This window comes from Chryseobacterium sp. MP_3.2, assembly GCF_035984805.1.
Lineage (GTDB): Bacteria > Bacteroidota > Bacteroidia > Flavobacteriales > Weeksellaceae > Kaistella.
In genome coordinates, this window is the sequence record NZ_JAXCHW010000003.1 from 27329 (window position 1) to 52042 (window position 24714).

Genomic DNA, 24714 nt, shown 5'->3' on the forward strand with positions numbered 1-24714 from the left:
GAAAATATAAATTTATGGCAACTGTTACAAAATATACTGAAGACGATTTAAGGGTCGATTTAGAAAATAAAAAATACGAATACGGTTTTACAACAGACATTGAGTATGATGATTTTCCGATTGGTTTATCGGAGGAAATTGTACGCATGATTTCTGCAAAAAAAGAGGAACCAGAATGGATGACGGAGTGGAGACTAGAAGCTTTTCGCATTTGGCAAAAAATGGAAGAACCAGATTGGGCCAATGTAAAATATGAAAAGCCAGATTTCCAGGCGATTCGGTATTATGCAGCTCCGAAATCAAAACCGGAATTGGCAAGTCTTGATGAGGTAGATCCAGAATTACTGAAAACTTTTGCAAAACTAGGAATCAACATCGAAGAGCAAAAAAGATTATCTGGCGTTGCCATGGATATTGTGATTGACTCTGTTTCCGTGAAGACTACATTTCAAAAGACACTTAAGGAAAAAGGAATTATTTTTTGCCCCATTTCCGAAGCTGTGCGAGATTACCCAGAATTGGTTCGAAAATATATTGGAAAAGTAGTTCCCCGTGGTGATAATTTCTACGCCGCTTTAAACTCGGCGGTATTCTCAGATGGTAGTTTTTGCTATATTCCGAAAGGAGTAAAATGTCCGATGGAACTTTCTACCTATTTCAGAATCAACCAATCCGGCAGTGGACAGTTCGAAAGAACCTTACTGATAGCGGATGAAGGCAGTTACGTTTCTTACCTAGAAGGATGCACTGCACCTGCAAGAGATGAGAATCAATTGCACGCCGCTGTAGTAGAATTATTTGCCATGGATGATGCAGAAATTAAATATTCAACCGTGCAAAATTGGTATCCTGGAGATGCCGAAGGAAAAGGCGGAGTTTTCAATTTCGTAACAAAACGCGGAATTTGTGAGAAAAATGCAAAAATTTCTTGGACTCAAGTTGAAACCGGTTCTTCAGTAACTTGGAAATATCCAAGTTGTATTTTAAAAGGTGATAATTCGGTGGGAGAATTTTATTCGATCGCAGTGACTAATCATCATCAATATGCCGATACGGGAACCAAAATGATCCACATCGGAAAAAACACTAAATCGACGATTATTTCCAAAGGAATCTCCGCGGGAAAATCCAATAACTCTTATAGGGGTTTAGTGAAAGTAATGCCCACTGCTAAAGGAGCACGTAACTTTTCTCAGTGTGATTCTTTATTAATGGGTAATGAGTGTGGAGCCCATACTTTCCCTTACATAGAGATTAAAGAGCCTACCGCACAATTGGAGCACGAAGCCACTACCTCTAAAATTGGGGAAGATCAAATCTTCTACTGCAACCAAAGGGGAATTAGCACAGAAAAAGCAATTGCATTGATTGTGAATGGTTTCGGGAAAGAAGTCTTAAATAAATTACCCATGGAATTTGCTATAGAAGCACAGAAATTATTAGAAATATCTTTGGAAGGAAGTGTAGGGTAAACCACGAAGTGGTTTAATTTCCTTTGCCCCGTATGAAACTGGGGGATTTCTATTACCAAGAAAATATATCATAACATTAAAAAAACAGGAAGTAATTATCTTTTTTATTAATTAATTACCTCATCTCATATTATGTTAAAAATTAACAACTTACACGCTAGAATCCAAGACGGAGCAGAAATTTTAAGAGGAATTAATCTTCAAATCAATCCAGGTGAAGTACACGCGATTATGGGACCCAACGGTGCCGGAAAATCAACACTCGCTTCAGTTGTTGCTGGAAAAGAAGAATATGAAGTAACCGCAGGTGAAATCTTATTCGAAGGAAAAGATATTTCCGAAGATGCTCCCGAAGAAAGAGCACATGAGGGAATTTTTCTATCTTTCCAATATCCGGTAGAAATTCCCGGCGTAACCGTTACCAACTTTATCAAAGCAGCCATCAATGAAAACCGAAAAGCAAAAGGTTTAGAAAATATGCCTGCAAAAGAAATGTTGGCTTTGGTGAAAGAAAATTCAGAAAAACTCAATATTAAAAGAGAATTTCTTAACCGTTCTTTAAATCAAGGTTTTTCTGGAGGTGAAAAAAAGAGAAATGAAATTTTCCAAATGATGATGCTAAATCCAAAATTGGCGATTCTTGATGAAACCGATTCAGGTTTAGATATTGATGCTTTAAGAATTGTTGCAGACGGCGTCAACTCTTTCCGGAAAGAAGGAAACGCGGTTTTGCTGATTACCCATTACCAAAGACTTTTGGATTATATAGAACCCGATTTTGTTCACGTTTTAGCAGATGGTAAAATTATTAAAACGGGAGATAAATCGTTGGCTCTGGAATTAGAAGACAAAGGATATGATTGGCTTTTGAATTAAATTGAAATTAAAAAATTTCACTTTCTTTCTTAAAATGTTCAATTTCAAATCATTACCATGGCTCTATTAGAAAATATTCAAAATAATCACTCCGCTTTTTTAGATACGCTTCAACATCGATTTCTTGATGAAACCAGGCGTGAAGCTTTAGAAAAGTTTAGTCAGCTCGGAATTCCTACCAAAAAAGACGAGGAATACAAATATACCAACCTAAGAGAAATTTCAGAAAAAGACTATAGTTTTTTCCCGAAAGAAGCACATACAATCTCCAAAGAACAGATTGCAGAATTGCATCTTGGTGAAGAAAATTTTGACTGGATTGTTTTTGTAAACGGTAAACTTCACAAAGAACTTTCAAAAATTACCATCGAGAATGTAGAATTGCTTTCTTTTAATTACGCCTTAAACGACCCGAAGCATAAAGACGTTTTCGATGATTATTTCAATACCATTGCAGACCAAGAATTGGCATTTACCAATCTAAATACGGCGTATTGCAAGATGGGATTTTTTCTTAAAGTTCCAAAAAATGTCGTGATAGAAAAGCCGATTCATATTTTCTACATCTCTCAAAATCAAGACGAGAACACGATTTATAACACGCGTAATCTTTTGATTGCAGAAGAAGGCTCGAAAATAGAAATCATAGAAAGTCATCATAACTTCGATGAAACCTATGTTTTCACCAATTCTGTGACGGAAATATTCACGCACCAAAATGCAAAAGCAGATTGGCACAAAGTTCAGAATGACAGCAATTCTTCTTATTTGGTAGATCACACTTTTGCCAAGCAAGAGCGAGATAGTTTAACTACGGTTAACACCTTTTCTTTCGGTGGTAAATTAGTGCGCAATAATCTGGATTTTATTCATAACGGGGAAAATATAAACTCCTTTATGAACGGAATTACCATTATTGATGAAAACCAACTCGTAGATCATCACACCGCAGTTCATCACAAAACGCCGCATTGTGAAAGTTACCAGAATTACAAAGGAATTTACAAAGGGCAATCGCATGGTGTTTTTAACGGGAAAGTTTTTGTAGATAAAATCGCCCAAAAGACCAATGCATATCAGCAAAATAATAATATTTTATTGAATGAAGGTGCTAAAATTGACACCAAACCGCAATTAGAAATTTTTGCAGATGATGTAAAATGTTCACACGGTTGTACGGTTGGACAGTTAAATGAAGATGCATTGTTTTACCTTCGAGCACGCGGAATTTCCAAAGAAAAAGCACAAGGAATGTTACTTTTTGCTTTCGCTAATGATGCCATGGAAAACATTGACATCGAGCCACTTAAAATTAGAATTTCTAAATTAATTGCAGAAAAACTAGAAGTGGATATGGAATTTGAAGATATTTTTTAGGGCGACAAATTCCGCCTTCCGTTCCCGCTTTTTAAATTGCTGGCTTCTACAAGCTCAGCCACCAATTTAAAAGAGCTCCACTCAAGTCGGGTCGCAACTGGAATTAAAAATAAAATTTGTTTTTTATAAACGAAACCATCAATAAAAACGGGCTTTAGCCCGTTTTTTTATTTGAACCAAGGATTGGCTTTAGCCAAAACCTATATTTTACTAATTTCATTCAGTTAGAAATACCATAAAAACATTTGGTAAATTCGCGCCTTTGCTGAGTGAAACGCCTTTGCGACCGTAATTTATTCAACGCTTATTTGTAATTCCCTTGCGTCTTTGCGTTGAAAAAAGCATTACAAGCACCATCAAATTATATCTTTTATAAATGAATTTAGAACACATCAAAGACCATCTCAACGCTTACAAAGAACACAGCCAGATCTCAGATGCTGCTAATTTTTTGGTTGATAGTTTTGGCTTGGATCATGAGAATTTTGGCGGATTCGGTTTTCGTCCAGAATTGGAACTGAACAAAATATTGTTGACTACAAATGGCGAATTAGGTGCAAGACAATTCATATTAATACCTAAAAATTTATTTGATTTTGATCTACCGTTAGTGATTAATATGGTTGCACATGAAATGTTGCATGTTCGGCAAAAAGCTCTAGTTACTTTGGTCGAAGACAAGAATGAAAGAGAGTTTCAGGCCTATTATGAAATGCTTTTCCATAAAGAATTTCCACTGGTTCCCGATGTTTCCGATTTTCATAAAAAATTCTTCGGAGAAAAAGCGTTGGAATATTATAAAAGAATGGGCGAAAACTCTGACTTGCAACAAAAATATGCAAATCAGAAAAATGAAGTTGAAACCTTAATCAATTCTCTTTAATTAAACTTACATAATAAACAAAAAAGGTAAATCAACTCTGATTTACCTTTTTCTAATTTTATGATCTATAGTCTTTTATCTTTATTCTATAGTCTTTTGGTCTATTTCAAAAATCCTTCTAAAATTTCACACGCGGATTTCGGTAAATTTGTTCCTGGACCAAAAATATAATCGGCTCCATTCTGATAAAGAAAATCATAATCCTGTTTCGGAATTACGCCTCCAACTACAATCGTAATATCTTCAGCTCCCAACTTTTTCAGTTCAGAAACGACTTCTGGAACCAAATATTTATGTCCGGCTGCAAGAGAAGAAACACCCAAAATATGGATATCATTTTCTACGGCTTGTTTAGCAACCTCTTCCGGAGTTTGAAATAATGGAGCCACGTCAACATCAAATCCCATATCTGCAAATGCAGTCGCAACTACTTTTGCACCACGATCGTGACCATCCTGTCCCATTTTTACGACCATGATTCTGGGTCTTCTACCTTCCTTTTCTTCAAATTTTTCACTTAAAATAAGTGCTTTTCCGAAATATTCATTTTTTCCTGCATTCATGGCGTAAACTCCTTGTATGGTTCTGATATTGGCTTTGTAGCGTCCGAAACTTTCTTCCATTGCATCACTCATTTCTCCTAGCGTCACTCTTTGTCGAGCGGCTTCGATGCAGATTTCCAAGAGATTTCCATCCCCTGTTTTTGCAGAATTTTTTAAAATTTCTAAAATTTCTGTGACTTTTTCTGCATTTCGATCGGTTTTAATTTGATTTAATCTTTCGATTTGTTTACGTCGAACTTCAGAATTATCGATATCTAAAATATCCAGTTCCATTTGTTTTTGAGTAGATTTAAAAGAATTGACTCCAATAATGAATTCTTCGCCACTGTCTATTTTTGCTTGTTTTTTTGCAGCAGCTTCTTCAATTCTCATTTTTGGAATTCCCGCTTCAATGGCTTTGGTCATTCCACCTTCTTTTTCCACTTCCTCGATGAATTTCATGGCTTCATCAATCATTTGCTGCGTCAAACTTTCTACCAAATGACTTCCTCCCATTGGATCTACAACATCACAAATTCCACTTTCCTGTTGTAAAATTATTTGCGTATTTCTCGCGATTTTCGCAGAATAATCAGTCGGTAAAGCGATTGCTTCATCCAAAGCATTCGTGTGTAAAGATTGCGTTCCGCCCAAAGCAGCCGATAAAGCTTCAATGGTTGTTCGTGTAATATTGTTGAAAGGTTCTTGCTCGGTTAAACTCCACCCCGATGTTTGAGAATGCGTTCTTAAAGCTAAAGATTTCGGATTTTGAGGATTAAATTGGGTTAAAATATTTGCCCAAATATAACGTGCAGCGCGCATTTTAGCGATTTCCATAAAATGGTTCATTCCAACTGCCCAGAAAAAAGAAAGTCTTGGCGCGAAATCATCGATTTTCATTCCAGCTTTTATTCCGGTCCGCACATATTCTAAACCATCCGCTAACGTATAGGCCATTTCCAAAACCGGCGTTGCTCCAGCTTCCTGCATGTGATATCCGGAAATAGAAATGGAATTAAATTTGGGAATATTTTGAGAGGCATATTCGAAAATATCTGCAATTATTTTCATGGAGGGAGTCGGAGGATATATATAAGTATTCCGAACCATGAACTCTTTTAAAATATCATTTTGAATTGTACCGGAAAGTTTTTCCTGAGAAACTCCCTGTTCTTCTGCCGCAACAATGTAAAATGCCAGAACTGGTAAAACCGCTCCGTTCATCGTCATGGAAACAGAAATTTCACCTAAGGGAATTTCATTAAATAAAATTTTCATGTCCTCTACAGAATCGATGGCAACTCCGGCTTTCCCGACATCACCTTCCACTCTTGGATGATCAGAGTCGTAACCGCGATGCGTTGCTAAATCAAATGCCACGGAAAGACCTTTTTGTCCAGCTGCTAAATTTCTTCTATAAAATGCGTTGGATTCTTCTGCCGTAGAAAAACCAGCATACTGACGAATCGTCCAGGGTTTCTGAACATACATGGTAGAGTATGGTCCACGTAAATAAGGCGTAATTCCGGCAGAATATTGTTTTCCTGTTAAAATTTTAGAATCCTTTTCCGTGTAAGAAGATTTCATTTCTAAACCATCTTTTTCAAAAAAGTAGGGAAGGGTGGCTTCTGATTGTAAGGAAAAGTCTGGATTTAAATTCTGAATTTTTTTGCGCATGATTAGAGGCTTTGTAGAGTGTAAAGTTACAATTTTAATGGTTTTAGAAAAAAAGGATATTTTTATAATACTCAATTTTTGTAAAATAAAAAAACCCGCAAAATTGCGGGTTCATTAAAACAGCGTGTTCTAACTATTTTGTAATATTGCCGTCGCCATCGGTAGCGTCTTTAGCTGCATCTTTTACATCTTCTGCACCTTCTTTAATTGCTGCACCAGTTGCATCAACTGCTCTTTCTGCAGCATTATCTGCTTCATTCACAGTAGAATCAGTGGTAATTGGCATAGAGTCATTATCTACAATTACTACAGATGCAGTAGAATCAACACCTGAATTCATGTCTGTAGTTTCTGTTTTTTTACAAGATACTAATGTTAAGAAGCTTACTGCTCCAAGGATAAAAATTGTCTTTTTCATAACGGGTTTATTTTTAATTAGGAGCAAAGATATTAAAATATTATTATTTACTTAATAACTATCCTCTTCACCTTTCATTTTTTCCGCATTTTCTGCCATAATAACCGCGTCAATCATTTCCTGAAGATCACCATTCATATAAGAATCTAAGTTATACATGGATTTATTGACCCGGTGGTCAGTTACTCTACCTTGCGGATAATTATAGGTTTTTATTTTCGCAGAACGGTCCCCCGTAGAAACCATGGATTTTCTTTGTGCAGCAACATCTCCGACTGCTTTTTGTAATTCGATGTCGTATAATTTTGTTCGAAGCATTTCCATGGCCAATTCCCTGTTAGCCAATTGAGATCTTGCTTGCTGACAGACAACCACCATTCCAGATGGTTTATGGGTCAACTGTACTTTGGTTTCTACTTTATTTACGTTTTGTCCACCTGCACCACCAGATCTAGAAGTTTGCATTTCTATGTCAGCAGGATTAAGTTCAAAATCGACTTCTTCAGCTTCTGGTAAAACTGCCACTGTAATAGCCGAAGTGTGAACTCTCCCTTGAGATTCGGTTTCTGGAACGCGCTGCACGCGGTGAACTCCAGATTCAAATTTCATAATTCCGTAAATTCCGTCAGTTCCTTCTACACGCAAAATAAGTTCTTTATACCCCTTTGATGCATCGCTAGAATCAGTGATTTCATGTTTCCACCCTTTTGTTTTAAAATACATGGCATAAGCACGATAGATATCTTCCACAAAAATAGCAGCTTCATCACCACCTGTACCTGCACGTAGTTCTACGATGACATTTTTATCATCTGTAGGATCTTTTGGAATCAAAAGAACTTTTAATTCCTCTTCAAGTCCAGGTATTTTACCCAAAGCTTCATTTTTTTCCGCCTTGGCCATTTCTACAAATTCTCGGTCAGATCCATCGGCGATAATTTCATCTGATTCTTCAATGCTTGTTAGGGCTTGTTTATACTGATCGAAAACCGCCACGATTTTCCCTAAGTCACTATATTCTTTATTCAGCGTAGAATATTTTTTCTGATCTGTAATGATATCTGGCTGAATAATGAGGTCTGCAACTTCATTGTATCGTTGTTTGATGGCTTCGAGTTTCGGTATAAGGGACTTTGACATGTATGATTTTTTGTGGTTGCAAAGATAAAGAAAAAATGAAGCAAATAAAAAGCTTGTGTTCTACTGTAGAAAGACAAACGAAAAAGTTAATCTAGCCCAGATCGAAACGGCATCCTTTTGCGAAATGGAGTGGAGCAAAAGATAGAGTGGAGAGCTGGTACAACTTTTAAAAGAAATGAAATCTTTCTGCTCCAAATATACTGTTGGCAAAGGAAATGAACTAAAAAAAATCAGTCTCTAAAAATAGAAACTGATTGATATATATATGATTTTGCTCTGTGATTGCTTTTCCCGAAATTAAAGTGGGAAAGCAATGACATCACCTAGTGATGACCGTGATTGTCATGAGTATGAAGAAATGGACCGTGTCCTTTTGGATTGCTGTAAACCAATTCTACACCTTCTTGCTCAGATAATGTTTTTCTTCTAATTTCCTCTGGATCAAAAGGTTTCGTTTTACCAAAATATTCACGCAATCCTGCGGTTAACCACAATGGAATAACGTAGCCGAAAAACATAAAGATACACCAGAATCCAACCAGAAACATCAAAATGAAATAAACCGTCCAAAGGAATTGGTAGAAAGGCCAGAATGCGGATAACATTATCATTGTAATAGATTTTAGGCAAAAATAAGCTAAATTTTGTTTGGTACAAAAGATTTACCGCTGATTTTTATAATTTAAACTGATTTTAAATACGCTTAGTGGGCGATCGAATCGAAAAAGTCATTTCCTTTATCATCTGAAATAATAAAGGCAGGGAAATTTTTAATTTCAATTTTTCGAACGGCTTCCATACCAAGTTCTTCAAAATCAACAACTTCTACGGAAGTGATGTTTTCTTTTGCTAAAATTGCAGCGGGACCGCCGATTGATCCTAAGTAAAATCCACCGTATTTGTGACAGGCATTTGTTACGTCTTTGCTGCGGTTTCCTTTCGCAAGCATAATCATACTTCCGCCATGGGATTGAAATTCGTCCACATAAACATCCATTCTTCCCGCTGTTGTTGGTCCGAAACTTCCAGATGCCATTCCTGTCGGAGTTTTTGCGGGACCTGCGTAATAAATAGGGTGATTTTTAAAATATTCTGGCATCGCTTTTCCGCTGTCCAAAAGTTCTTTGATTTTTGCGTGGGCGATATCTCTGGCTACAATTAAAGTTCCGTTAAGACTTAATCGGGTTTTAATCGGATATTTGGAAAGTTCTGCTAAAATTGCTGGCATCGGTTGATTTAAATCGATGGGCACCGCTGGTTCTAAATGTGGTGGCGTTAAAGGAAGGAACTGTTTTGGATTCACTTCCAGTTGTTCTACAAAAATTCCATCCTTGGTTATTTTTCCTTTGATGTTTCGATCCGCAGAACAGGAAACGCCCATTCCGACCGGACAACTCGCTGCATGACGAGGAAGGCGGATCACGCGTACATCATGAGTTAAATATTTTCCACCAAACTGTGCTCCGATAGAACTTTCTTGGCATATCTTCTGAACTCTTTTTTCCCATTCCAAATCACGGAAAGCTTGACCACCCATATTTCCTTCAGTTGGAAGATGATCGTAATATCCGGCACTCGCTTTTTTGACGGCGGCTAAGTTGGCTTCCGCAGAAGTTCCACCAATTACCAACGCCAAATGATAGGGTGGACAGGCCGCTGTACCCAAATCCATTATTCTTTCACGCACAAAAGCATCAAATGAATTTTCGTTGAGTAGGGATTTTGTTTTTTGATAGAGAAAAGTTTTGTTGGCGGAACCACCACCTTTTGCTAAAAATAGGAATTTGTACTCGTTTCCTATTTCTGCATAAATATCGATTTGAGCCGGAAGATTGGAACCAGAATTTTTTTCCTCGAACATGGTCAATGGAACAATTTGAGAATATCTTAAATTTCTTTTTTGATAGGTGTTGTAGATTCCTTTTGAGATCCATTCGGCGTCAACTGCGCCGGTGTAAACATTTTCCCCTTTTTTTGCGGCGCAGATTGCAGTTCCGGTATCTTGGCAAGATGGCAAAGCTCCTTCTATGGCGACCGCGGCATTTTGTAGAAGATTATAAGCTACAAAACGGTCATTATCTGTAGCTTCCGGATCATCAATGATATTTTTTAATTTCTGTAGATGGGAAGATCTTAGCATGAAAGAAACATCAGCTAATGCATTTTCCGCTAACAATTCTAAACCTTTTGGATCGATAGTCAAGATTTCGCGATCGCCTACCATTTCTGTTTTTACATATTCTGAGGTAATCTTTCTGTATTGCGTATCCTCTTTTAAAATTGGGTAAGGTTCTTGGTAGTGAAAATCCATGGATGTATTTTAGACCCGCAAAATTAAGGAAATTAAAGAGGGTAGGATGTAATAAGGTGACAAAAAAAGAGCGAGAAGTTGGTTAACTTCTCGCTCTTCGTAAGATTCTGAAAAAGAATCGGTTCCAAATTCTTTCTTCATCATTTGAGTAAAACAAAGATAATATATTTAATTGTCAAAATATGTCAACCACCTACGATGGATGATAGGAGTTATTAGAAATCAGCGATTTATCTACATCGTATATTTGTATCATTTCATTATATTTTTCCAGAATAAGTTCTTTTAGTAGATCTGGCTTTAAAACTTTTGCATTAGACATCCACTGAAAAATCCAGCCAATAAGTTCTCGGTTTATGCCACACTTCATCGTCATTAAGAAATTGCCATCTTCTAATTTTTTAAAATGCTGCGATTCATGCCAAAATAATTTAGTCACAAACCTTCCTGTACGCTCACCTAAAATGATTTCAATATCGTAAACTTCGTCATTGATGTTTTGTGTAATTCCAAATCTTTTAGACAAAGCAACTTCTACCTGATTAACATAATCTTTATTTTCAAATAAATCATTGGTTAATTTGTATTGTTCGATTTGATCTAAACCTAACACAATCAATTGACTGTCATCTTGTAAAAAACCAGAAACATGAACCACGCCGCGGTGATAAAGAATCTGCACAGGATAAAAAATCTGTGGAAATGCTACTTTTTTGGATAGAGAAGTATAATCATAGTTGATAGCGATTAATTGCATTTTTCTTTTATTTTGAATACTCCAGATACAGTCATCTAGAATTTTACCATAATTGCCGAAAACTGATCCTTCATAGAAATGGCTTGCTTTGATCTGGGATTTGGCAACATCTACAAAATGCTCAAACTGACTTTTACTGTATTTTTGATAGAAAAGGCGCGTTATTTTTTCCAAAGAATCGCTCCTGGAGGAAACAATAGAAAGCGGCATAAAATTTTGAAAGAGAATATAAGAATTAATATCAAATTCAGTTAAAGGCTTCTCATCATTAATGTATTCAATCTTCCAAGTTTTTCTATTTTTTTCTCCTACTGAGACTACTAGTTTTTCATTGGCAGGGATGATAGAATTTTCTAAATCGGCTAAATCCCGATAAAAACTGCGGGAAGAAATTTGAACTTCATTTTTACTCGCCCAAGAAGAAAGCATTTCAATTGTTACGGGACCAGATTTTAACCGGCTGTAAATCATCATTAATCTTTTTGACTTTTCAGACATTCTCAGAGTATTTATAACAATAAAAATAGTGATTTCAAAAGTGTTATGATCAATCTTTTCAAAATAATCAATGAATTTTTATCATAGCAACTTTTTGCGGTCCCTTTTAAATTCCTTAATTTTAAAAATATAAATTACAAACAATGAATTACAGACTAGAAAAAGATACGATGGGCGATGTACAAGTTCCTGCAGATAAATTTTGGGGTGCACAAACGGAAAGGTCCAGAAATAATTTTAAAATTGGTCCTGAAGGTTCAATGCCGCATGAAATTATAGAAGCTTTTGCCTATTTAAAGAAAGCTGCAGCTTTTACCAACGCTGACCTGGGAGTTCTTACCAATGAAAAGAGAGACATGATTGCAAAAGTTTGCGAGGAAATTTTGGAAGGAAAATTAAATGATCAATTTCCACTTGTGATTTGGCAAACTGGTTCTGGAACACAATCTAATATGAATATGAACGAGGTTATTTCAAATAAAGCACACGTTAATAACGGCGGAACTTTAGGAGAAAAATCTGAAGTTCATCCCAACGATGATGTGAACAAATCCCAAAGTTCAAACGATACATTTCCTACTGCAATGCACATTGCGGCCTATAAAAAAGTGGTAGAACATACCTTGCCCGCTGTAGAAAAGTTGCGAAATACTTTGCATGAAAAAGCAGAAAGTTTTAAATCGGTGGTAAAAATTGGACGAACGCATTTAATGGATGCAACTCCTTTGACTTTGGGTCAGGAATTTTCGGGTTACGTGGCGCAATTGGATTACGCAGTGAAAGCGATCACTCATACTTTTGAACATTTACAGGAAATCGCTTTAGGTGGAACCGCAGTTGGAACGGGTTTAAATACGCCAAAGGGTTACGATGTTTTGGTGGCAAAATATATTTCAGAATTTACCGGACTACCATTTGTTACGGCGCCCAATAAATTTGAAGCGCTCGCTGCGCATGACGCGATGGTAGAAAGTCACGGCGCGTTAAAACAATTGGCGGTTTCTCTTTACAAAATTGCGCAGGATATTCGATTTCTGGCTTCAGGACCGAGATCTGGAATCGGCGAAATTCATATTCCAGAAAATGAACCGGGTTCTTCCATCATGCCAGGGAAAGTAAATCCTACCCAAAATGAAGCAATGACCATGGTTTGTGCGCAAGTTTTAGGGAACGATACCACGATTTCTTTCGCGGGAACGCAAGGAAATTTTGAATTGAATGTTTTTAAACCTGTAATGGCGCATAATTTCTTGCAATCTGCGCAACTTTTGGGCGATGCTTGTATTTCCTTTAATGATCACTGTGCAGTTGGTATTGAGCCGAATAAACCCAGAATTAAAGAACTCGTTGAAAAATCCTTAATGTTGGTGACTGCTCTAAATACGAACATCGGATATGAAAATGCGGCAAAAATTGCAAAAACTGCGCATAAAAACGGAACGACTTTAAAAGAAGAAGCGGTGAATTTGGGTTTGCTCACGGCGGAACAATTTGATGAATGGGTGAAACCGGAAGATATGGTTTAAAAAGACTAATAGATAATAGACAAAAGACCAAAGACTTTCCTCCATTATTTTAAATATAAAAATTCTGGGCGGCTTGCTCGGAATTTTTTTCTTTTTTTAAGCTGATCTGCTAATTTAAACGGTGACTTCATTTTCCACAGAATGTGCGAAGAAATCTTCCAGTTCTTGTAATGTTTCTGGGGTGGTGATGATGTCTTTTACCAGTTCACCTTTATCCAGCAAAACTATTCTGTTGCTCACTTCGGTGGTATGCGCCAAATCATGGCTGGAAATTAAGAAAGTCACCTGTTCATTTTGAGACCAGTTTTTAATAAGTTTTTTCAATTTAATCTGCGTAGAAGGGTCTAGGTTTGCAAATGGTTCATCCAGAACAATAATTTCTGGAGTTCCGATTAAAGCTCCCACAATTCCGACTTTTTTCTGGTTTCCTTTCGATAAATCACGCACGTATTTTTTTGCATCTAAAATTTCGCCATTAAAAAAATCGGCAAATTGTTTTAGAAATTCGTCTACGTTTGCTTTGGTCTGTCCGCGAAGTTCACCCAAAAAGTAGAAATATTCTTCGGGCGTTAAATAACCGATGAGAAAAGTGTCATCGATGAAGGCTGAAACCTTGTTTTTCCAGATTTCATTCTCATGAACTTTGTTGCCATCAATTTCGATAAAACCCGTAGACGATTCTATTAAATCTAAGAGTAAACTGAAAAGCGTGGTTTTTCCAGCACCGTTATTTCCGACCAAACCGAAACTTTCTCCTTTTGGAATAACTAGGTTTTCGATGTGAAGAACTTTTTTCGGCCCGTAAACTTTGGATATATTTTGAATCGTAATCATGTTGTTAATTTTAAAATGAAATTGGTATTATACTTTTTTGAAAGAGTCTAGGGTAGAATATTTTTCGGTCTTGTAAACTTTTACAATCATGTCAAACACTTTATCCCGAAACAAGAAACCGATGATTCCTAAAACACCTAAACTCGCTACTGCAGGATAAATTCCCAGAAAATATTTCACTCCTGCAAAAACAGCCATCGGTAAAAGAAGTTGTGGAATGGTGAGCAAAATTGTTTTCATATTGAAGCTATTGGCTCCACCACCGAAAGATTTACTCTTCGAATTGAGGTCTATCGGTTTTTTATTGAATGCACCTGCCAAAAGAGTGATGTAAGCATTGACCCCCAAATTATACAAACCTGCAGCGAGTACGGTGAGATAAAACTCCCAACTTACCAGCAAATAAAGGGAGGCAATAATGATGGAAACAAAGATGCCGATTACAAGAAGCGCCCATTTTGCCTGCAGGTATTTTTTGTAAGGTACATTTTGCGTCATCATGAGTGGATAATAAGAACTGTCCCAACTTGGAACGCGCTGGCCAAACATGAGCATGAATCCACCCGTCACGAAAATACCTGTGAAAAGCTGCATAAAACTATTGTCATACCCTTTCGTGAACGTTAGGAGGCCATAAAAGAGAAAAAATGAACTTGCGATTAAGGCTGATTTTGCGGCTTTGCTTCTTTTTAATAAACGAATATCATTGTTGATAAAAGTTCCAATGACCCCATATTTATTAAGGAAATCAATGTTTTCCGTTCTGCCCACTTCTTTCTTCAGCTCTAAACCCCGGTCTAAATAAAAGTTGGTGTAAATTTCTTTGTAGGCAAGATAAGCGGCACCTATTGCTAAAATCACAGGAATAAGAAAAAGTCCCGGAACTGCATAAAAACTATAAAATATCTTTTCGGAATAGGCGGAAAGTTGTACAATTCCTAAATATTCTAAGGCCGCGAAAATTGCCATCACTCCAAAAACCGAGTATAAAACGGCATTCTTGCCATTTAGAAAAATATTGAGAAAGTTGTTTACATAGAACACGGCGAAAATCCCAAGGGTAAATAGGAGTACTTGAATCGTGGAGAAACCGCCATCAATAATAAGGAGGCCGGCAAAGGGAATTAGAAAAAGAAGATTTCCCCAATTGAAAAAATTAAATAAAATTTTTAATAGCGTGTATTTTACCAACTTTTTCTTGGTGAGACCTAAGGTTAAAAAAGGTTTAATATTTTGCGTAGGCATCTGCTGAATAAAATAGCGGATGAGCAAATCAAAAGCCCAATAGTAAATAAAGAATTGACAGAAAAGGAGAAGCGGATCAGCAACCATCTTCTTTTTCGCAAAGAAATAAAGTAAAAAAGGCAGCGCCACAAAAATCGCGCTCATGTAGGCCATTCCAAAAAACATCAAAATTTTCATGCCGAGATTAGCGCCAAATTGTGGATTCCGTAGAAAATTTTTCAGTTCAAATTGTAAAAGTCTTATATACATAATCTTCCTTTTCTAGATAAGTCTAAAAGTAAGTAAAATGTTACAAGAAATTTATTTAAATAGAAAAATTATAGATTCCGCAAAAAAGCCAGGACTGCTGAAAAGGGAAAATGTATCACGATAAATTTTTACTTCATCAATTCTTTTGCCTGAGAAACGGCAGCTTCTGTGATTTGTGCACCAGAAAGCAATTGAGCAATTTCTTGCAGTTTTTCTTCTTGGTTTAAAGAAATAATGGTGGTTTGAGTTTTTCCAGAAACTTCTCGCTTGATGACTTTGTAATTGTTATTGCCTTTAGCAGCGACTTGAGCCAAGTGACTGATGACGATGAGTTGCATGTTCTGGGACATTTCTTTCATGACAATTCCAATTTCTTCCGCCACTTTTCCAGAAACTCCAGTATCAATTTCATCCAAAATTAAAGTCGGAAGTTCTGCATTTTCTGCCATTAATTTTTTAATAGAAAGCATCACGCGGGATCGTTCGCCGCCAGAAATTGCGCTTTGGATAGGTTTTAAAGGAAAGCCAGAATTCGCCTGGAAAAGCAATTGAATATTTTGTTTACCAAAATTATTAAATGCTGCATTTTCTGTAAGTTCTACTTCAATCTTCGCTTTTTCTAAACCTAATCTTTTTAGAAGTTCTTCTGTTTTTTTAATGAAAATAGGGGTGGATTTCGCTCTGTTTTTCGCAAGGTCAATCGCCATTTTAGACAGTTGGATTTCGGCATCAGAAATTTTCTTTTCAGTTTTAATGATGACATTTTCCAAATCAGTAAAACTGCCTTGCTTTTCTGCGATCTCATCTCGGATGGTTTTTAATTCATCCACGGAATTGACGTGATGTTTCAGAAAGAGCGCATTAATTTTATTGATCTTCTCATTTAAATCGAACATGTTTTCTGGATTCACTTCCATGTGTTCAGCTTGATTTTGAAGTTCAAAAAGTAAATCTTTAAATTCTACAAAGTTTTCTTCAAATCGCGCAGAAAGTTCCGTGTATTCATGGGAAAGCGCAGCCACTTTCGAAAGTTTGGTTTTAACTTCTAGCAAAGAATCCAAAACGCCCGTTTCTTCTCGGTCTAATTTTTCGAAAATTTGAGAAAGACCTTCAACAATTGATTCCGCATTTTCATGGCGACTTAGCTGATTTTGAAGCTCTTCTAAATTGAATTCATCCAAATTCGCCGCGTCTAATTCCTCCCACAAAAAGATTTGATAATCCTTTTCCCTGTTACCTTCGATCAGTTGTCTTTTGTAAAGTTCCAGTTCTTTTTGAAATTTTTTGTACTCCGAAAATTGCTCTTGGTATTTTACAATATTGATTTTATTCTTAGATAAACCATCGATGATGCTAAATTGATAAACTTCATCAAATAAATTAGAAGTTTCAAATTGGGAATGAATATCAATTAGTTGAGAAGAAATATTTTTTAAAATTTCTAAAGTCACGGGAACATCATTCACAAAAGCTCTGGATTTACCAGTTGGCAAAATTTCTCGGCGAATAATAGTTTGCGCTTCGAAATCCAAATCATTTTCTTCAAAGAAATTTTTGAAATTTTCTTGTAGCGTGAATTCGGCTTCTACAATACTTTTTGAGGCAGAATTTTGGATCGATTTTACATCTGCTCTTTCGCCCAAAATCAGACGCAAGGCGCCGAGAATAATTGATTTTCCAGCACCAGTTTCTCCTGTGATTACCTGTAAACCTTTGTTTAAAGTAATTTCCAAAGAATCAATAAGTGCAAAATTTTGAATGAAAATTTTTGAAAGCATGAGTAAAAAAAACCAATTAATGAATGACGTGGATTTTCATCTTAAAACCCACATTTTAGATGAGCTCTGCAAAAGTACAATTCCGAAAATTAAAAAGAGAATACGTGAGATTATGACGAAGGTGAAATCAGAGACGCTACTTCCACTTATTCCATTTGCTGTCTATATCTTTGGGAGAGAGTGTAATGAAAAGGGTTTTTAAATCTGCCATTTGAATATTAGCATTATTACCCGTCTCGAAAATGTCAAATATTTCCTGCTTTTTCGTGTCGATGAAAATATTCACCGGATAATTGAGCTGAAAATTATTTTCATAATTTTTCAATTGCATCAAAGCGTCTGCTATAATTTTTTTAGAGGAGGTAATATCTTGTTTTCCCATATTATCCAAACCAGCGCGGTGGTAAGTGTAATACATATTTCTGAGAATATTCTGCTCTGGTTTAAGCATGTTGTCAATCAGCGCGGCACGTGTTTTCGGACCTTCAATTAAAGACCAGCCTGCGTAATTTTGATTTTGGGAATTGTTAGAAATTTTTTGTGCTTTCTCAAAATATTGTTGGCCGCCCATCACTTTGAAACTGTCTGCATCATAGCCCAAAATTGTATAAACGTAAAAGCTGACCACATCGATTAAATTTTTGCCTGAGAATTGTCTTTCATTGAAAACTAAATTCTCATTTTCGGTATATTCAAAACCAAAGTTGGTATCATTCAAGTTCAAAAGTGGCGTATCATAAGTGGTATTAAAAACCGGACGAACCGCCTGTACTACAATGCTTCCTTTAAAATTACTGCTTCCTGATCTTTCGGAAATAATAATGGCAAAATTGCATTTGATTTTTTCAAAGTTTTGCAACTTTTTACCAGTCCAACTTGTATTGTTAATGAAATCGCGCAGGTTTTTTTCTAAAGTTTTGAAAACCTGTGTATTACTCCCGCCTAATTGCTGTGCATTCACTTGAACGGTAGCAATCAATTCTTGGGAAAAAGCCAGATTAAAACTTAAGATAAGGAGAAATATGGAAAGGAGTTTCTTCATGTTAAAGGTAAAATTTGAGAACGGAAATTTAGTGATATTATTTTGACATTTGTTCTTCCACGAAGTTTAAAATGTCTTTCGCAACATCTTCCTTAGACTTTAAATCAAAAGATTTTATATCGGATTTGGTGATGATTTTAATTTTATTGGTGTCTTTCTGAAAACCAGCGCCTTCATCTCGCAGAGAATTGAGCACAATCATATCTAAGTTCTTCTTCTCCAGTTTTCCTTTAGCATGCGCTTCTTCATCTTGAGTTTCCAAGGCAAATCCCACTAAAAACTGGTGGGTCTTTTGATCACCCATTGTTTTTAAAATATCTGGATTTTTAATCAGTTCAATGAATAGGGAATCATCGCTTTTTTTAATTTTTTCCACCGCAATTTCTTTGGGTGCATAATCTGCAACTGCGGCACTTGCAATGGCAATGTCCACCTCTTTATAATATTCAAAAACTTTGTCAAACATTTCTTTCGCGGAGGTTACGCGATGAAGCGAAATATTCTCATAATTCGTTTGAAGCGAACTTGGACCCGAAATGAGAATGACTTTTGCACCACGTTTTGCAGCTTCTTCAGCCAAAGAAAAACCCATTTTTCCCGAAGAGTGATTCCCAATAAATCGAACGGGATCGATGGCTTCATGCGTGGGTCCAGCTGTAATGAGTATAGTTTTTCCTGCGAGATTTTTTAGAGCTTGATTTTGGGAGAAAAATGTTTCGATGGCGGCAACAATATGTGCCGGTTCAGCCATTCTTCCTGGTCCATTTAATCCACTTGCCAATTCTCCAGATTCTGCAGGAATAACCACATGTCCAAAATCTTCCGCCATTTCTAAATTTTGCCGTGTTGAAGGATGTTCATACATATCCAAATCCATAGCGGGTGCTATGAAAACTGGACATTTTGCAGAGAGGTACGTCGCAATCACTAAATTATCGCACAAGCCATGAACCATTTTCGATAAGGTATTTGCGGTGCAAGGTGCAACAATCATTAAGTCTGCCCACAAAGCCAAATCCACGTGATTATTCCAAGTGCCATTTTCTGAATAGAATTCAGAATAAACAGGTTTTTTCGAAAGGGTAGAAAGCGTAAGTTTCGAAACAAAATTTTCGGCAGCTGGCGTGAGCAAAACTTGAACTTCTGCACCTTTTTTGATCAGCATTCTAACCAAAAAATTAATTTTGTAAGCGGCAATTCCGCCTGAAACGCTGATGAGAATTCTTTTACCTTCAAGGCTCATGGTAGTGGAGTTTTTAAGTGAAACGAAAATAGGGAATTTTTTCTGAAAGGTTTTTTGAGAAATTCGCGTAATTCTGAAAAATAAAAAATCGCAAAAGGAAATGCTTTTGCGACTGGTATTTTTTGAAAAAAGGAAATTAGTTTCTTTCTTCTGTATGTCTGAAATAGATTTCACCGTCTAACCATTCTTGGATAGCGATAGAAGTTGGTTTCGGAAGTTTTTCGTAATGTTTAGAGATTTCAATTTGCTCTCTGTTTTCAAAAACTTCTTCTAAAGTAGAATTATGCACCGCAAACTCGTCTAACTTACTGTGAAGTTCTGAACGGATTTCTGCGTTGATTTGTTCTGCTCTTTTCCCCATAACTACAATAGCTTCATAGATAGAACCAACGTTTTCTTCAATTTTATCTCTGTCGTATGTAATAGTACTTAATTCTGCTTTGGAATCTTTTACGCTCATTGTCAGTGGATTATTATATTTTAAGTCTGCAAATATACAGTTTATTTTTTGATATTGAAAGTTGCTGCTGGCAATGGAGTAGAAAGTGCAGCGCTGTCTCTTTTGGTTTGATCAGCTTTGATCTCATCTTCAGCTTGCTTTTTCTCTATGCTTTTTTGGGCTTCTAATTTTTGTTGGTCTGCAAATTCTTTTTTTCTAATCTCTACTTTCTTTTCAACTTCTGAGAAATCTGCTTTTTCTTTCATCAATTTATTACGCAAATCAGTGGCCTCTTTCGCTTTATCCGTATTTGGCATTTCGCTTTCTACTTGTTTGGCAAAAGCTATAGCACTTTCAATACGGTCTTTCTTTAAATCATAAATAGAATTTACGGCCAGTTCATATCTAGACTTTAAGATATATTCGTAAATGGCAGGTCTTAATTTTGTACTTGGGAAGTCATTTAAAACATTCTCGAAAGAAACATTTGCGGCCTTGTAATCAGCCATTTTATAATATTGTTTCGCGTTTTCGAAAGATTTAAATTCTAATTTATAGGTCAATTCTTCAATTAAATCATTGATGTTCTTTGACTTTTCAGAATTAGGATAATTATTTAAGAAGTTTTGAAGCTCATTAATCGCTAACTCTGTATTGGTTTGATCTAAATTATAATCCATTGATCCCTCGTAATAGCAAAGCGCAGACATGTAAGAAGCGTCTTCAGCACGTGGATCTTGGGGAAAAGTAACTGCGAAATTTTTAAACTGATGTCCTGCTAATTTGTAATTTTTGTCATAGTAGTTAGCATAGGCAGAATTGTAAACTACATTCGGAGCATCATCTGTACCCGCTACTAAATTAGAAAGTCTTTCATACAGAACCAAGGCATCTGCCCATTTTTTACTCTCGAATTTTTCATTCGCTACCTTTAAAATAAAGCCTTTATCAGCACTTTTCATTGCCATATCTTGGCTTGTCTTACATGCAGACAAAATAAAAAATGCAAGGAGTATCATCAAATATTTTTTCATAAATCAATTCAAGCAGAAAAAGCTTTTTTCTAATTTCTGCGGTTCAGTTTGCAAAAATATCATTTTTTTGTCAATAGATTATTTTTTATGAGTATTTAACTATTAATTAACCGCAATTTTTTGTTTATCACCCAATTAAAATCTTAGTAGGATCAATTAATACGCTTGATACCCCAAAACTGAGAAAACGGTGACTAACAGATTGGCTAAAACTTTTTTTTCTGCTTCTTGAAGATAATTTTCTTCTTTTCCCGAAACGTACAACTCATAAAAATTTTTATTTCTGATGACGAAGAGAGATGAACCCACAATCAGAGTTAAAATGTCTTCTGGTTTTGGCGCATTGGTGAAAATTCCCGTAGTCACCCCTTTTTTAATAACATCATCAATTTTGGTGGTGAAGGTAGTATAGAATTCTAATAAGTCATCTTTTAAATGTTCCGTGTGTCTTAATTCCTGAGTGACAAAACCATGAAAATAATTAAACTTAAATAATTGACTCACCACGAATTTCACCAATTCTTTCATCTGCATTTCCGGTTTTCCCTCTTTAATGATTTCTGCAAATTCCGCAAAACTTTCCCGCGTCTTCTGCACGCGGTAGCGGTAGAGATAAGACATCATCTTTTCTTTGGATCCGAAATAATAGGAAATCATAGCCACGTTAATATTTGCGCTCGTAGAAATGTCGCGGACAGAGGTTCCTTCAAACCCTTTTTTAGCGATAAGCTTTTCGGCAACGTCTAAAATATGGATTTGTTTTTCGGAAAATTTTTTCTTCATGGGTGGTATTTGAAGTAAAGTTAACAAAATTTTAACGGTTTTAAAACAATTGTTTAAGAATTCTCTAATCCTTTTTTTTATTTTTGAAGATGAAATTTTTCAATTTTCACCACCACAATCCTCATGAGAAACATGGTATTTTTAATATTGATTTTGGACAAGATTTGCATAATAGCTCATTTTCAACTGGAATTCATCCAAAGTCTATTCTTCCTGGGTTTGAGGAACAACTGCTTTGGTTGCAAGAAACTGCACAGCTAAAAAATTGTTTGGCGATTGGTGAATGTGGATTGGATGGTCTGATTAATGTCGCGGATCAACTACAGGAAGAAATTTTTTCCCACCACATTTCTTTAGCAAATCAATTACAAAAACCCCTGATTATTCACTGTGTCAAAAGATTTCAGAGAATGATTCAGCTTTGTAAGAAGGCAGAAGTTCCTATGGTGTTGCATGGTTTCAACAAGAAAAAATCTGTAGGATTGGAGTTGATTGCGAATGATTTTTATCTAAGTTTCGGAACATCTGTTTTGGAAAATGTAAATTTGCAGGAATTTTTAAAAGAAGTTCCACTCCAGAAAATATTGCTGGAAACGGATACAACTGATTTTGAGATTGAAAAACTTTATCAGAAAGTCGCAGACTTAAAATGTATTCCATTGAAAGTGCTGGGAGAACAAATTGAAGAAAATTTAAAAACTTTAAAAATTATCGTATAAATGCAAAAAAATTGGCTAGAAAGATCAGAGCTTCTCTTAAAAAAGGAAGGAATGGATTACCTAAAAAATGCGAACCTGCTGATTGTAGGATTGGGCGGAGTAGGTTCATTTGCGGCTGAATTTTTAGCGAGAGCAGGTGTGGGAACGTTAACAATTGTGGATGGTGACATTGTAGATATTACCAACATTAACAGGCAACTTCCTGCGTTGCAATCAACCATTGGGAAGAATAAAGTGGAATTGGTAGCAGAAAGACTTTTAGATATTAATCCAGAATTGAAGCTCACCAAAATTAATGAGTTCCTTACACCCGAACGAATGGTGGAAGTAATTGGTGATCAAAACTTTGACTATGTTTTAGATTGTATTGACAGTGTGTCTCCAAAAGTTTCTTTAATCATCGCGGCACGGAGAAAAAAAGTTAAAATTGTAAGTTGCATGGGTGCGGGTGGAAAAATAAATCCGGCAAAAGTAATGGTGCGGGACATCAGTAAAACCTACAATTGCTTTCTGGCAAAACAGGTACGAAAACGTCTGAAGAAAGAAAAAATTGACAAAGGAATTCGCTGTGTTTTTTCTAATGAAATCCAAGATGAAGAAAGTTTGCAGATGACAGATGGTGCCAATTTTAAGCGGTCATTCTATGGAACAATCAGTTATATGCCGGCAATGTTTGGTTTGTACGCCGCCTCTGAAGTAATTAATTATTTGCTGAAGAAATCTAAAACTGAAGAAACAGCGCTTGCTGAATAATTTTCATTTAATTCCCTATTCTATTTTGACTCAAAAATATCCCACGCAGGAAAAACTCAAACAAAAAAGAGACATCGATTTGCTCTTTGCAAAAGGACGATGGCTTTCTCAGGGGAATCTGCGCATTATCTATTTGGATCTTGCCAAAATTCCGCAAGAAGAGTTTGAGTTCATGAATCAAAAAGTTGGAGTTTCAGTTTCGAAGAAATTTTTTAAAAGAGCCGTTGATAGAAATCGGATTAAACGACTTTTAAGAGAAGCATATCGTCTGAATAAAGAAATGTATTTGGATCATTTTGGGAGTCAATCAATCGCTATGATTTTCTGGATTACTAAAACTCCACCAGAAAGTTATCAGTCTTTAGCTGAAAATTTTCTAACCCTTTGTAAATCAAAAAAATAATTACAAATTTTTCTAAACTTTTTGTAATTTTGATTCAATTCTTCTTTTTAAAAAATATCAAAAATGCTAGATCAAATTCCATTTTTACCCTACGTTATCAGTGCTTTTATTGGAATAGGACTTGCGGCGGCAACAGGTTTTCGGGTTTTTTTACCCATGTTTGCGGTGAGTTTAGCCTCCTTTATGGGCTGGATCCCTATGAGTGAAAATTTTGAGTGGCTTTCTGGAATTCCTACTTTAATCGCAACGGGAATTGCCATGATTTTCGAAATCTTAGCGTACTATATTCCTTTTGTGGATCACTTGTTAGATACTTTATCAATTCCTTTAGCAACCATTGCGGGTTCCATCATGTTTGCAAGTCAGTTTGCGGAAGTAGGAACATTTTCTACGTGGGCTTTGGCGTTAATTGCGGGCGGTGGAACGGCAGCCGCAATAAGTTCTGGTTTTGCGGGAACGCGCGCTGCATCTACAGCAACTACGGGCGGTTTCGGAAATTCTGTAGTAGCAACCACAGAAACGGCGGGTGCCGGAATTATGTCGGTTTTGGCCTTGTCTGCACCGGTGATTGCTTTTATCGTAGCGATTATTTTATTGATCGTTGTATTGGTTTTGGGTAGAAAAATTTGGAGAAAATTCCGGAATTTCAACACCAAAAGCAACGCTACAATTATTGACGTAGAAGCGGTAGAAACAAAAAATATTGAGTAAAAAA

The 24714-nt window shown here is 36.1% G+C and carries 23 protein-coding genes; 9 read left to right on the forward strand and 14 right to left on the reverse strand.

The features are described 5' to 3' along the window. Positions 1-14: 14 nt before the first annotated feature. The 4 genes from sufB to RCH13_RS05855 all read left to right on the forward strand — a co-directional run bounded on the left by sufB (position 15) and on the right by RCH13_RS05855 (position 4608). Positions 15-1472 (forward strand): Fe-S cluster assembly protein SufB, encoded by a 1458-nt coding sequence (gene sufB / locus RCH13_RS05840; RefSeq protein ID WP_326986299.1) that lies wholly within the window; start codon positions 15-17, stop codon positions 1470-1472. A gap of 132 nt (positions 1473-1604) precedes the next feature. Continuing rightward, on the forward strand, positions 1605-2348 hold the full coding sequence (gene sufC, locus RCH13_RS05845; protein ID WP_326986300.1) for a Fe-S cluster assembly ATPase SufC: 744 nt from the start codon (positions 1605-1607) through the stop codon (positions 2346-2348). A 57-nt stretch (positions 2349-2405) separates the two neighbouring features. Then, entirely contained in the window at positions 2406-3725 is a 1320-nt protein-coding gene (sufD, locus tag RCH13_RS05850) for a Fe-S cluster assembly protein SufD (protein WP_326986301.1), read from the forward strand. A gap of 376 nt (positions 3726-4101) precedes the next feature. Then, positions 4102-4608, forward strand: coding sequence for a hypothetical protein (locus RCH13_RS05855; protein ID WP_326986302.1), 507 nt, complete (start codon positions 4102-4104; stop codon positions 4606-4608). 101 nt (positions 4609-4709) lie between these two features. Here RCH13_RS05855 and scpA read toward each other — a convergent pair whose 3' ends face one another. The 6 genes from scpA to RCH13_RS05885 form a co-directional block, all read right to left on the reverse strand. Next, positions 4710-6827, reverse strand: coding sequence for a methylmalonyl-CoA mutase (scpA, locus tag RCH13_RS05860; protein WP_326986303.1), 2118 nt, complete (start codon positions 6825-6827; stop codon positions 4710-4712). Positions 6828-6960: 133 nt separating this feature from the next. Then, positions 6961-7245, reverse strand: coding sequence for a hypothetical protein (locus RCH13_RS05865; protein WP_326986304.1), 285 nt, complete (start codon positions 7243-7245; stop codon positions 6961-6963). A 51-nt stretch (positions 7246-7296) separates the two neighbouring features. Then, positions 7297-8385 (reverse strand): peptide chain release factor 1, encoded by a 1089-nt coding sequence (prfA, locus tag RCH13_RS05870; protein ID WP_326986305.1) that lies wholly within the window; start codon positions 8383-8385, stop codon positions 7297-7299. A gap of 323 nt (positions 8386-8708) precedes the next feature. Beyond that, positions 8709-8996 (reverse strand): hypothetical protein, encoded by a 288-nt coding sequence (locus RCH13_RS05875; protein ID WP_326986306.1) that lies wholly within the window; start codon positions 8994-8996, stop codon positions 8709-8711. Between the two features lie 92 nt (positions 8997-9088). Continuing rightward, on the reverse strand, positions 9089-10696 hold the full coding sequence (locus RCH13_RS05880) for a fumarate hydratase (protein ID WP_326986307.1): 1608 nt from the start codon (positions 10694-10696) through the stop codon (positions 9089-9091). 193 nt (positions 10697-10889) lie between these two features. Beyond that, positions 10890-11951, reverse strand: a complete 1062-nt coding sequence (locus RCH13_RS05885) for a helix-turn-helix transcriptional regulator (RefSeq protein ID WP_326986308.1) — start codon at positions 11949-11951, stop codon at positions 10890-10892. A gap of 143 nt (positions 11952-12094) precedes the next feature. Here RCH13_RS05885 and fumC point away from each other — a divergent pair, with 143 nt between their 5' ends. Further along, entirely contained in the window at positions 12095-13477 is a 1383-nt protein-coding gene (gene fumC / locus RCH13_RS05890; protein ID WP_326986309.1) for a class II fumarate hydratase, read from the forward strand. Between the two features lie 114 nt (positions 13478-13591). On the opposite strand, the gene RCH13_RS05895 is transcribed toward fumC, so the two are convergent. The 8 genes from RCH13_RS05895 to RCH13_RS05930 form a co-directional block, all read right to left on the reverse strand. Then, on the reverse strand, positions 13592-14311 hold the full coding sequence (locus RCH13_RS05895; RefSeq protein WP_326986310.1) for an ABC transporter ATP-binding protein: 720 nt from the start codon (positions 14309-14311) through the stop codon (positions 13592-13594). 27 nt (positions 14312-14338) lie between these two features. Further along, positions 14339-15805, reverse strand: coding sequence for a DUF5687 family protein (locus RCH13_RS05900; protein WP_326986311.1), 1467 nt, complete (start codon positions 15803-15805; stop codon positions 14339-14341). Positions 15806-15933: 128 nt separating this feature from the next. Then, positions 15934-17583, reverse strand: a complete 1650-nt coding sequence (locus RCH13_RS05905; RefSeq protein ID WP_326986312.1) for a DNA repair protein RecN — start codon at positions 17581-17583, stop codon at positions 15934-15936. 136 nt (positions 17584-17719) lie between these two features. Then, a complete protein-coding gene (porD, locus tag RCH13_RS05910; RefSeq protein ID WP_326986313.1) occupies positions 17720-18625 on the reverse strand; it encodes a type IX secretion system protein PorD in 906 nt (301 codons plus the stop codon). 37 nt (positions 18626-18662) lie between these two features. Then, the gene (coaBC, locus tag RCH13_RS05915; RefSeq protein ID WP_326986314.1) at positions 18663-19868 is read right to left on the reverse strand and encodes a bifunctional phosphopantothenoylcysteine decarboxylase/phosphopantothenate--cysteine ligase CoaBC; all 1206 of its coding nucleotides are present in this window, start codon (positions 19866-19868) and stop codon (positions 18663-18665) included. A gap of 136 nt (positions 19869-20004) precedes the next feature. Further along, positions 20005-20328, reverse strand: coding sequence for a DNA-directed RNA polymerase subunit omega (locus tag RCH13_RS05920; protein ID WP_326986315.1), 324 nt, complete (start codon positions 20326-20328; stop codon positions 20005-20007). A 41-nt stretch (positions 20329-20369) separates the two neighbouring features. After that, positions 20370-21341: an outer membrane protein assembly factor BamD gene (locus tag RCH13_RS05925; protein ID WP_326986316.1), complete on the reverse strand. Its 972-nt coding sequence runs from the start codon at positions 21339-21341 to the stop codon at positions 20370-20372. 156 nt (positions 21342-21497) lie between these two features. Then, positions 21498-22124 (reverse strand): TetR/AcrR family transcriptional regulator, encoded by a 627-nt coding sequence (locus RCH13_RS05930; protein WP_326986317.1) that lies wholly within the window; start codon positions 22122-22124, stop codon positions 21498-21500. 89 nt (positions 22125-22213) lie between these two features. Here RCH13_RS05930 and RCH13_RS05935 point away from each other — a divergent pair, with 89 nt between their 5' ends. From RCH13_RS05935 to RCH13_RS05950, 4 genes are all read left to right on the forward strand, one after another. After that, entirely contained in the window at positions 22214-22843 is a 630-nt protein-coding gene (locus RCH13_RS05935; protein ID WP_326986318.1) for a TatD family hydrolase, read from the forward strand. Continuing rightward, on the forward strand, positions 22844-23596 hold the full coding sequence (locus tag RCH13_RS05940; protein WP_326986319.1) for a tRNA threonylcarbamoyladenosine dehydratase: 753 nt from the start codon (positions 22844-22846) through the stop codon (positions 23594-23596). Then, entirely contained in the window at positions 23586-23999 is a 414-nt protein-coding gene (gene rnpA, locus RCH13_RS05945) for a ribonuclease P protein component (RefSeq protein WP_326986320.1), read from the forward strand. Before RCH13_RS05940 ends, rnpA begins: the two co-directional genes overlap by 11 nt. A 63-nt stretch (positions 24000-24062) precedes the next feature. Continuing rightward, positions 24063-24710, forward strand: a complete 648-nt coding sequence (locus tag RCH13_RS05950; protein ID WP_326986321.1) for a DUF4126 domain-containing protein — start codon at positions 24063-24065, stop codon at positions 24708-24710. The last annotated feature ends 4 nt before the right edge of the window (positions 24711-24714 follow it).

Excerpts from the sequence above, each read along its gene's own strand:
- porD (WP_326986313.1), bottom strand. The coding sequence starts at position 18,625 with ATGAAGAAACTCCTTTCCATATTTCTCCTTATCTTAAGTTTTAATCTG.
- RCH13_RS05930 (WP_326986317.1), bottom strand. The coding sequence starts at position 22,124 with ATGAAGAAAAAATTTTCCGAAAAACAAATCCATATTTTAGACGTTGCC.
- scpA (WP_326986303.1), bottom strand. The coding sequence starts at position 6,827 with ATGCGCAAAAAAATTCAGAATTTAAATCCAGACTTTTCCTTACAATCA.
- RCH13_RS05900 (WP_326986311.1), bottom strand. The coding sequence starts at position 15,805 with ATGTATATAAGACTTTTACAATTTGAACTGAAAAATTTTCTACGGAAT.
- RCH13_RS05880 (WP_326986307.1), bottom strand. The coding sequence starts at position 10,696 with ATGGATTTTCACTACCAAGAACCTTACCCAATTTTAAAAGAGGATACG.
- RCH13_RS05950 (WP_326986321.1), top strand. The coding sequence starts at position 24,063 with ATGCTAGATCAAATTCCATTTTTACCCTACGTTATCAGTGCTTTTATT.
- RCH13_RS05865 (WP_326986304.1), bottom strand. The coding sequence starts at position 7,245 with ATGAAAAAGACAATTTTTATCCTTGGAGCAGTAAGCTTCTTAACATTA.
- sufD (WP_326986301.1), top strand. The coding sequence starts at position 2,406 with ATGGCTCTATTAGAAAATATTCAAAATAATCACTCCGCTTTTTTAGAT.
- RCH13_RS05940 (WP_326986319.1), top strand. The coding sequence starts at position 22,844 with ATGCAAAAAAATTGGCTAGAAAGATCAGAGCTTCTCTTAAAAAAGGAA.
- RCH13_RS05920 (WP_326986315.1), bottom strand. The coding sequence starts at position 20,328 with ATGAGCGTAAAAGATTCCAAAGCAGAATTAAGTACTATTACATACGAC.
- RCH13_RS05875 (WP_326986306.1), bottom strand. The coding sequence starts at position 8,996 with ATGATAATGTTATCCGCATTCTGGCCTTTCTACCAATTCCTTTGGACG.
- fumC (WP_326986309.1), top strand. The coding sequence starts at position 12,095 with ATGAATTACAGACTAGAAAAAGATACGATGGGCGATGTACAAGTTCCT.
- RCH13_RS05925 (WP_326986316.1), bottom strand. The coding sequence starts at position 21,341 with ATGAAAAAATATTTGATGATACTCCTTGCATTTTTTATTTTGTCTGCA.
- RCH13_RS05905 (WP_326986312.1), bottom strand. The coding sequence starts at position 17,583 with ATGCTTTCAAAAATTTTCATTCAAAATTTTGCACTTATTGATTCTTTG.
- RCH13_RS05885 (WP_326986308.1), bottom strand. The coding sequence starts at position 11,951 with ATGTCTGAAAAGTCAAAAAGATTAATGATGATTTACAGCCGGTTAAAA.
- sufB (WP_326986299.1), top strand. The coding sequence starts at position 15 with ATGGCAACTGTTACAAAATATACTGAAGACGATTTAAGGGTCGATTTA.
- sufC (WP_326986300.1), top strand. The coding sequence starts at position 1,605 with ATGTTAAAAATTAACAACTTACACGCTAGAATCCAAGACGGAGCAGAA.
- prfA (WP_326986305.1), bottom strand. The coding sequence starts at position 8,385 with ATGTCAAAGTCCCTTATACCGAAACTCGAAGCCATCAAACAACGATAC.
- RCH13_RS05935 (WP_326986318.1), top strand. The coding sequence starts at position 22,214 with ATGAAATTTTTCAATTTTCACCACCACAATCCTCATGAGAAACATGGT.
- coaBC (WP_326986314.1), bottom strand. The coding sequence starts at position 19,868 with ATGAGCCTTGAAGGTAAAAGAATTCTCATCAGCGTTTCAGGCGGAATT.
- RCH13_RS05895 (WP_326986310.1), bottom strand. The coding sequence starts at position 14,311 with ATGATTACGATTCAAAATATATCCAAAGTTTACGGGCCGAAAAAAGTT.
- RCH13_RS05855 (WP_326986302.1), top strand. The coding sequence starts at position 4,102 with ATGAATTTAGAACACATCAAAGACCATCTCAACGCTTACAAAGAACAC.